Consider the following 11276-nt stretch of genomic DNA (forward strand, 5'->3'; position numbering starts at 1 on the left):
TGTCTTTTTGGCAAGGAACTTACTCATGAATAAATTATGTTATCGCGTTATTTATAATCGTACTCGACAATTAATGGTTGTCGTATCTGAATTAACGAAATCTTGTGGTGAAAATAATAAGCGCAATACTCTTTTTTCATCACCCATTAAAAGTTCGCTAAATAGCATGGCATTTATTTTATTACTGATGCAAGGCATGATAAGTTTTTCTGTGCAAGCTAGTCAAATTATTGCAGATCAGCATGCTCCAAATAACCAACAAGCAACGGTATTACAAACCAGCAATGGCATAGCTCAAATTAATATCCAGCAACCGAATCAACATGGCGTATCACGTAACCAATTTACGCAATTCGATGTTGATAATAAAGGTGCCATTCTCAATAACAGCCTACAAGATACACAAACACAATTAGCTGGAATGGTGACGGGAAATCCGTGGTTGGTTAAAGGCGAAGCGAATGTTATTTTAAATGAAATTAATAGCCAAAATCCTAGCCAACTTAATGGTTTTATTGAAGTTGCAGGCAAACGAGCGGAAATTATTATCGCAAATCCAGCGGGTATTAGTTGCCAAGGCTGTGGCTTTATTAATGCGGTAAACACCACTTTAGTTGCAGGTAAAGCTTTAACGCAAGATGGGGCAATTGCTGGTTATGAAATTAACAACGGAAAAATAGTTATTTCTGGTCGTGGTCTAAATAATAGCCAAAGTGATTACACACGTATTTTAGCGCGCGCCGTAGAAGTTAACTCACGCATTCAAGCCAATAAATTAGAAATTACTACAGGTAAAAATACACTAGATAATAATGGCAATGTGATTAGCCAAGATGATTCAGTCGCTAAAAAAAATGATTATGCCGTCGATGTTGCCCTAATCGGTGGTATGTATGCCAACAAAATTAAATTGGTTGGCACAGAACATGGTGTTGGTGTGCGTAATGCAGGCGAAATTGGTGCTGAAGCGGGTGGTTTAACACTAAATGAAAACGGTCAGTTAATAAATATCGGACTCATTCAGTCTAAAGCACAATTACAAATTAATACGGCAAGTCTAAATAACCAAGGTATCATCGCAGGCGATAAAAACCTAGCGCTAAATACCACAGGTGATCTTGTTAATAGTGGCATACTACAAGCTAAAAATAATATTCAGCTAAAAACAACAGAAAACGTTTCTCAAACTGCATTAGGTAAAATAGTCGCTCAAAATAATATTCAAATTGATGCTAAAGGCTATTTGGCAACAGACAAGAGCCAACTAGGTGCAGGCATTGATAATAGCGGTAATGCCGTTAATCCTGCCTCGCTAACTTTGAATATAGCGGATGACATTATTTCTGCAGGTCAGCATTTAAGTGGCGATAAAATTAATTTAACGGCTAAAAATGTTGATATTTCAAACAGCAAAACACAAAGTAAAGATCTACACATTACGGCATCAGTAGGGCAAATTAAAACAGAGTTTGTCCAAGTTAATGCCAATACAGTAATGCTTAATGCTAAAACAGAGATTATTAATCGTAAAGGTGAGATCAGCGCTGATAAGCTTCAACTTATTGCGCCTAACCTGATTGATAATAGTGAGGGTAAATTAAGCCAATCAGGTAGCCATGATTTAAAACTCAATTCCGTTACACTTAATAACCCAAAAGGAGAGATTAATTCTGCTGGAAATCTCGCTTTAAATCATCAAAATCTGAATAATCAACATGGCGATATTCAAAGTCTTAGCCGCCAATTAATCATTAAAACAACGGCGCTAAATAATCAGCAAGGCACAATATCATTGCCTCAGCAAGGTGCCATCACTCTAAAAACTGAAACGTTATTAGGTAAAGAAGGCTCCCTATTAACAACCGGGCAGTTTTCTCTGCAAGGGCAATATGTAGATTTAGAAAAAGCCACAACCCAAGCGAAAAAAATAGAGATTAGTGCAGTTAATCTTAACCATAATGACGCTAATTTAAAGCAAACAGGTACTGAACTAACATCAATTAACGTAGAAAAAAAACTCAGTAACCAACGCGGTAATATTCAGACGCAAGGTGCATTAACACTCAATGCCCAAGAGATAGATAATACCCAAGGTGAAGTGAGAACCTTAAACCAAAGTCACCTAGATATAACCGCCATAGAAGCCATTACTAATAATAAAGGTGCATTGATATCTTCGGATACTCTTAAACTTCATGCCAATATATTAACTAACCAGCAAGGCAATATTAATGCCGATAAAACTATTGATCTCACCCTGAACAATAAGCTTGATAACAATGCTGGGAAAATTGTTAGCAAAAATAATAGTGAAATTAAAGCGAATATATTAAATAACGCCAAAGGTGAAATGGGTGCTAATGGATTAAATATCACTTTAACGGGACATGCAGATAATCAACAAGGTGCAATAATTTCGCAAAACAGACTGCGATTAACGGCAAATAACGTTGATAACAGCCAAGGCATTATTCAATCAGAAAAATCCTTGTGGTTATCGACCCAAGATGGAGAGTTAAATAATCAAAATACCCATCAATCTGGCGGTATTATTAGTCGAGGAGAATTGCATCTAAACGCTGGTGACATTAACAATAGCCAAGGGATTATCAATGCTAAAAATAGTATTGATCTCCAGAGTAAAATAGTTAATAGCCAGCAAGGTAAAATCGTTACACAAGGTGATTTTACCGCTAATACGCAAGGGTGGGATAATACATCAGGGTTAATACAGGCATTTAATATCACTATTAATTCAAATAACCAGCCGTTAATTAATCGCGATACACAAAAAGGTCAAGGTATTCAAGCAACACAAAACTTACGACTGAATACGGGAGTATTAGATAATAGCCAAGGTGATATTAGTGCGAGCCAATTACAATTAAATACAGCTAAATTAGGCTTTATCAATCAATTTGGTCGATTAACATTATCTGATCACGCAACGTTAAAAACAGGTGCGATAAATAATCACACTGGGCTGATTATTACCGGTAAAGATCTCATTATTGATAGCCACCAGCAAAAAATAACGAACAGTGAAACACAAAAAAGCGGCGGAATAGTGAGTCAAGGTGGATTAAATATTCACAGTGGTGATCTTAATAATCAACAAGGGCAAATTCTAGCTAAGCAGCAAGTTGATTTACAAACTAACATCGTGACTAACCAATCAGGTCAAATCCTTAGCGAGTTAGCCAATTTAACATTAAAAGGAATATCGCTAAATAACAGCCAAGGACATCTGTTTTCTCCTCAACCATTACAATTAACTTTGCGTGATCACTTGATTAATCGTCAAACAATTGATGGTAATAAGGGGATCGAAACAAAAGGGACATTGACAATCAATAGTGGGGATATTGATAGCACACAAGGCCGTATTGTTTCTGCTGATCAGTTAACTGTTAAAAGTGGCAATTTAGTCAATCAACAAGGCATATTAGGTAGCCTAAATAGCGATTTATCAATTACCAGTAAACAACTGATTAATGATGATGGCTCAATAAGTGCCAATAACATCATTATTAATACACAAGGTGAGCGTTTAAGTAACCAAAGTACGAAAACCAATAGTCAGATTTTTAGTAAAAATGCACTCAATATGACAACGGGTGAATTAAATAACACCAAAGGAAAGTTGATCAGTAATGCTTCAGTTAATATTTTAACTTATGGCGAATTAAACAATACCCAAGGAGAAATAAGTGGTCATGAGACATTAGAAATTGAAACAAAAAAAGCGATAAATAATACGCAAGGATCGCTTGCCTCTAATAAATTAATGACGCTTACGACGGGGAGTGAATTAAATAATACTAAAGGTAAAATCACTAGCCATAATGCATTATCTATTGAAACCCAAGGAAAATTAGATAACACGCTAGGTAAAATAATTGCTCGTAATAGTGCGAATGTTTTATCTTATGGTGACTTAATTAACTATCAAGGCCGTTTAGGAAGTGAGAAATCATCACTGACTTTAAATACACATCAAATTGACAACCGTAGCGGCGTTATTTCTGCCCAAGGTGATCTTAAATTAGATCCAAATAAATATGCTATCGATAACACGCAAACTTTAAAAAGTGGCGGAATAGTTAGCCAAAAAAATATCACCATTGATAGTGGAGCGCTCAATAATCAAGATGGTCAGTTAGTTGCCAAATATGACGCAATAATCAATACGCATCAGCAACAAATCACCAATAATAACGGTATCATTTCCGCGGATAATGGCACTATTTCTATTGATTCAGCATCAATAAAAAATATATCTGGATTAATTTATTCTCTAAAAGAGATGGTAATTAATACCAACGGACAGCGACTAGATAATACGCAAGGTGTATTAGCTAGCCAAACAGGCAAGTTACTTATCGCCAGCCATGAACTGTTAAATCATGCTGGGTTGATCACGGCGAATACAGCATTAAATATTAACACTGGTAAACAGCGTATTGATAATAGTGATACGGCAACAAGTGGCGGTATTATAAGTAAAGGCGAATTAGAAATTAATGCCGGTAATATTGATAATCTTGAAGGTAAAATTACATCAACGGCTAAACAATCACTGTTTGTTGAAGATATTAATAATAAAAAAGGTAAGATTGGTAGCATTGAAGAACGGGTATTAATCGAAAGTGGTGCAATTAATAACCAAAATGGTCTTATTACAGCAAAAACGCAATTAGATATTACAACAGAAAATAATCAATTAGATAATAGCAATACATTATCTCAAGCAGGAATTATTAGTCATGGGGCATTAAACCTTGTGACAGGTAACTTAAATAATCAATCGGGCTATATCTTTTCTGCTAAATCTTTATTGCTTAATAGTTTAGGGATGAGCAACCGTAGTGGCGAAGTTATTAGTCAGGCAAACGGCTTTAAATTAACGACTCAAACGTTAGATAATCAACAAGGCACACTTTATTCAGCAGATAATTTCACTTTAGATACACAAGGTTATGCATTAAATAATAATCAGACGCTATCGGGTGGCATTATTAGCCAAGGAAAATTAGATCTAAAAAGTGGTGAGCTTAATAATATTCAAGGGCGCGTGATTTCTGATGATGACTTAAATATTTCTAGCGCAAAACTGATTAATCGCCAAGCACAATTAGGCAGCAAACAGGGTGGATTAAATTTAAAATCAGCTGAACTTGATAATAAAAAAGGTGTGATTAGTGCGAGTCAAAATGTCGTTATTGACACGCAGAAACAGAATATTAATAACCAAAATGGACTAATAAGCGCATTAACTAACCTGACTATTTATAGTGGGCAACTGGTTAATCAAACAGGAAAAATAACTACTAATAAGCAAGCAACGATTAACGCGACTGATCTTGATAATAGAAAAGGCAGTATAGCCAGTAATCGCCATCAATTAATTATTAATGCCAATAATATAAATAATGCGAAAGGGCTAATTTACGCCGTTAAAGCGCTCACCATTAATGCTGATGGTAAGTTAACAAATACGGATAACAAAGCGACAGCGGGCATTATTACTCAACATAATCTGAATGCAACGGTTAAACAGCTAGACAACCAAAATGGATTAATTTCTGTCGCGAGTATGCTAAAACTAATTAGTCCTGAAAAATTAAATAATCAGCAAGGATTAATAACGGTAGGTCAAAAAACAGACCTACAAACAGAACAGTTAAACAACTATCAAGGAAAAATCTCTGCTGGCGATTTATTAACGATTAGCCATTCCAATACACCACTTATTAATCGTGACGGGGCGCTTGTTTCTGCGGGTGCGATTTCATTAAACAGTGGTGATATTGATAATCAGCAAGGGAAAATAACTGCACTTAATGCAGTTACTATTAACAGCGGCGAGTTACAGAACAATCAAGGCACTATATACGCCAAAAAAGAGTTAAATATCCATTCTCAAGAGTTGGTTAATACCGATGGATTATTGCAATCAGACAGTCAGCTTAAGTTAAATACCAGACAAAATGATCTGATCAATTTAAATGGCAAAGTTATTGGTGCGACTGAAACCCAACTTAATATTGCAGGACTTAATAACCAAAAAGGACATATTCAGGCAACTGACAAACTGGATCTTCAGTTAAACCAAAGTGAGTTAGATAATCAGCAAGGAACACTATTATCCGCTAATAACTTACTGATTGACGGTAAAAGTATTGATAACCAACAAGGCGTTATTCTTGCGGGTAACAATACTGAAATCACGCTCAGTCAGGGATTAAATAACCAGATAGGACAGATCCAATCTCAAGAACAACTTACTGTAACGGCTCAACAGCTTGATAATCAGCAAACAGATGATGAAAACCTAGGATTAAAAGCCAATAATATTCATATTGCAGTAAACGATTTGCTTAATCATCAAGGCGTTATTCAAGCCAGTGAACAACTCAAATTAATTCCTACTGAAAACCTTAATAATCAGCGTGGCTTAATATCTGCTGCAATGTTAGCCATTGAAGGCAAAAACGAAAATAAATTAGCGATTGATAATAAAAAGGGACTATTAGCGGCGACACAACAGCTTCGTTTATGGGCTGAAAAGCTGAGTGGTAATGGCGAAATTATTTCGGCGGGTGGCAGTGAAATTCAATTAAAAACCGCCTTTAAGTTAGAACAAGATGCCACAATTAAAGCACAGCACTCTTTAACACTCTCTTCAGAGGATGAAATTCATAACGCTGGATTTATTTATGCGGGTGAGAGGCTTTCACTTCAAGCGACGAACTTAAATAACAGTGAGCCAGTAGCACCATTAGAAAGTGATGATTTGGTGACGACTCGTAGCAAAAGAAGTCTCGATGATGATGAAAAACGTAATGGCGAAATTAGTGCTAAACAGCTGACATTAACTATTTCAGAAAAACTGCAAAATACAGGATTGATTGATGCTTTTGGTGGCACACTCACATTAACGGCTGATGCTATTTATAACCAAGCGGGTGGACGCATTTATGGTGATAATATCCAGCTAAAAAGCCAGCAATTTGATAATCATGCACCGTTTGAAGATATTGCTCCGGTATTAGCTTCTCGTGAAAATCTACAGCTATTGAGTAATACAATAAATAACCGTAATCACGCCCTTATTTACAGTGGTGGCGATATGGCTATTGCGGGTTTTGAAACAGAAAATCTGTCAGAAAGTGTTGCCGCTGGTGTATTAAATAATGAAAGTGCATCAATTGAAGCGAGTGGAAATTTATTTGCTCATATTTCAGAAATTAATAACCGCGATCTCTACTTAAAAATCAGTGATCCGGAAAAAGTATCTGAAGTACCAATGTATCAATTTGGTGTCGATCATAGCGGCGATAAATTTGATTCTGATGATGAGCGAATCTGGTACAACATCAATACGCGTGAGCATTTATTAAATATCAATGGTCGTCAATATAAAGACTTCTATGAATTTAAATATAAGGTAATTACAGAAGAGTCAAAATTATTACATCGTGATCCGGCATTAATATTGGCGGGTAAAGATATTACTTTAAAAGGTGATAATTTAAACAATATTGATAGCCATATTATCGCTGGTGGCAAGCTGATTATTGATGGTATGCATATTAATAATCAGGAAACCGCAGGTCAGCGTATTGAATACCATGAAGGTACAGCAATAAAGCATAAAAGACCGGGTAAACGTCGAGGGGGTCGTAAGAAGAGTAGCTCAACTTCACATTCCCAATATGGGCCGTTTGAGGTGGTTACTGATTTATCATTAGGTTTATTGGAATATAAAGAAAATAGCGATCTGACCTCAGATAAACGTCCTGAATTAAGTGAACAGAGTGAAATAAAAGTATTTACGACACGAAGATTCGGTCGGTTAATTGCTCATCATAATCAAGTCGATGTTGATACGGCGGAGCTAACCTCTATTACGCCTGAAAAAACAGATTATGATTTGGGGGATGATCTCTCATTAACAAAATATAAAGAGGGATTATTAACAGACCAAAGTGATCTTGCTCTCTTTGATAAAATAACTACAAAAAAACTTGATGAGACGATTAATGGTAATCAATCGACAAAAATCGTATTAGAAAGTGGTGATACGGTTTCAACATTTAATGCTGAACAAACCGCAATAACGCAGCCTAATGGTGTATTACCGGAAATAAAACGGTCAGAGAAACACCCTGAACTTCCTATTGGTAAAATAATTACAGTTCCTCAATTAGAAAAGCCAACGGAAGAGAAAACCATCGAAGTTAAAATTCAGACCGTAGCGCCTATATTAAAATTCCCTGAAAACCGTTTATTTAATGTTAATAAAGGAACGGATAGCCAATATATTGTTGAAACTGACTCTCGCTTTACCAATAAAAGGGAGTGGTTAAGCTCAGATTATATGCAAAATGCATTATCTGTTGATCACAATAATACCCATAAGCGTATTGGCGATGGTTTTTATGAACAACGCATAATCCGTGATCAAATTATTCAGCTCACCGGCAATCAATATCTTGATGGGCATAATGATAACGAACAGCAATATCACGCTTTAATGGATGCGGGTATTCGCTTTAGTGAAGAGTTTGGCATTAAACCAGGTGTGACATTAACCGCTGAACAGATGGCAATGATCACAACGGATATGGTGTTATTAACCAGTAGAGAGATCACATTAGCTAATGGCTTCGTTGAAAAGGTATTAGTGCCTCAAGTTTATGCGCGTGTTCTACCCGGTGATTTACAAAACAGTGGAGCATTGCTTTCAGGTAGTGAAGTTATTTTAAATAATATTCCTGAGTTAAAAAACAAAGGCACTATTTTAAGTAAAATAGAATTACAAGCTTCAACCGATAATTTAATTAACCAAGGGCTAATTAAAGGGCAAACGGTAGATTTACTTGCGTTGCAAGATATTCAAAATGAAGGCGGACAAATTGCAGGGCAAAACCGCATTAATCTGCAAGCGGGTAATGACATTATTAGTACAGCAACTGTATCGGGTAATAATACCGATCAATGGCTAAACCGTGGTGCGGCTATTTATTTAACAGAGTCAGATGGTGAGATTACATTAAAAGCAACGCGTAATTTAGCGTTAACAGCAACAGATATTCTCGCAAGTGGTGATAACAGCCAATTGGCGTTAACCGCAGGTAAAAATATTGAATTAGGTACTATTAATACGCGTCGCCAAGAGAATATTGATTGGGATAGCAATAACTATCTGCATAAAACCACAGAAGAGGAGATTGGATCTCATCTTTATGCGGGGGATATCTCAATAGCATCGGGCGAAGATCTTCATCTTACGGCAACAGATATTCAAGCCACAGGCTCGCTAGGATTAACTGCAGGTAATGATATTTCGTTACAAAGTGGTTATTCCTCTATTGACCAAATCGCACACAGTGTGACGAAAGATAAATCATTTGGTTCTTCGGAAACTCGCACTACACATGCTGAAATTCATAATAAACAAGCAACTGGAACAGAGCTAAAAGGAAATGAAGTTTCTATTTCTGCTGGCAATGATTTAATTGCACAGGGCAGTGAGATTATTGCGACACAAGATATCAATCTTGATGCGGGTAATCAATTATCGCTGACTACTGCAGAAGAGTTTGCTTTCCAATCTTATGAAGAAAAAATTAAAAAATCAGGCATCGGTGGTACAGGAGGCATCGGCTTTACTGTAGGTAAATCTGCATTTGAGCAGCTCAATAATAGTGATGCTGTGACTCAAAAAGGCAGTGTGATTGGTAGTACGGATGGCAATATTCGCATCAGTTCAGGGGATAATCTCACCATTGATGGCAGTGAAATGATAGCCAAAAAAGAGATATCTCTTACGGGGGATTCTGTTGATATTCTGGCTACCGAAAATAGTTACACTGAGCTAAGCAAAACTAAGACTAAGCAGAGTGGTTTTACCGTCGCACTAAGTGGTACCGCAGGAAGTGCAATCAATGGCGCTATTTCAGGTTATAAGGCATCTAAAGAAGCTGATGATAGCCAAATTAGCACACTTCAAGGTATTAAAGCAGGACTTTCTGGGGCTCAGGCAGCAGGTGCGGTTGCATTAGATAATGCGCAATCTGGCACTGATAATGAGAGCACAACGTTGATTGGTGCCAATGTTGCTTATGGCAAAAGTTCTTCTGAGTCTGAACGTATACAGCAACAAAACATCGCCCAGGGCAGTAGCTTAAGTGCAGGTGAAAATCTCTCTATTACGGCAACAGGAAAAGAGCAAGGCGATATCACTATTACAGGCAGTGAGCTACAGGCTGATGGTGATCTTACTTTAAGTGCTACGCGAGATATCACATTACAATCAGCACAAAACCAAGAGACGATAGACAGTAAAAACAGCAGTAAAAGTGCTTCTGTTGGTGTTGGCGTCACGGTGGGCTCGGGTGGTGTTGGGGTAAATATTAATGCTAATGGTAGCCGAGCAAAAGGATTTGAAGAGGGCGACCACACCTATTACACCAATAGCACATTAAATGCAGGGCAAACGCTCACCTTACAAAGCGGCCAAGATACGACCTTAAAAGGCGCTCAAGCGCAAGGCGATAAAGTGATTGCTAAGGTGGGCGGAGATTTACATCTTGAAAGCCAGCAAGCGATTGATGATTACAAATCGAAGCAATCGAGTGAAAGTGCGGGTGGTAGTGTCAATGTGATGGGCACACCGGGAGGTTCGGCAAATCTTTCGTTTAGTCGCGATAAAATGGACAGCAAATACCGTTCAGTGGAAGAACAAACGGGTTTATTTGCAGGCAATCAAGGGTTTGATATTAGTGTGGGTAAACATACCCAGCTTGATGGTGCAGTAATTAGCAGTACCGCAGAGGCTAAAAATAATCAGCTTGATACGGGTACATTAGGCTTTAGTGATATCCATAACTACGCAGAATATAAAGTTGAGCATCAATCTGGTGGTGTAAGTACCTCAGGGGGTGTTGAAGGCAATATGCTGGCGAATATGGGGCATGCATTAGCCATGGCAGGCAACCATAGTGACAGCGCGGAAAACACCACTCAATCTGCGGTATCACAAGGCACATGGACAGTTCATGATAGCGATAATCAACAGCAAGATATCGCGCAATTAAGCCAAGATACCGATAACGCCCACAGCACGTTAAATAAAATCTTTGATAAAGAGAAAGAGCAAAATCGCCAACAGAAACAGCAACTAGTGGGTGAAATTGGCGCACAAATTATCGATTTGGCAACCACAGCTGATACTATTCGAGGCACTCATCAAGCGAAAGAAGAGTCAA

Annotated in this window: 1 protein-coding gene; it reads left to right on the forward strand. The window is 37.4% G+C overall.

Annotated elements, in window-relative coordinates:
- Positions 1-25 precede the first annotated feature (25 nt).
- The coding region (locus GWI59_RS11820) for a hemagglutinin repeat-containing protein (protein ID WP_161724709.1) at positions 26-11276 on the forward strand (11251 nt) is incomplete at its 3' end.

The organism is Proteus sp. G2673, assembly GCF_009915125.1.
In the GTDB taxonomy this organism is placed as follows: Bacteria; Pseudomonadota; Gammaproteobacteria; order Enterobacterales; family Enterobacteriaceae; genus Proteus; species Proteus penneri.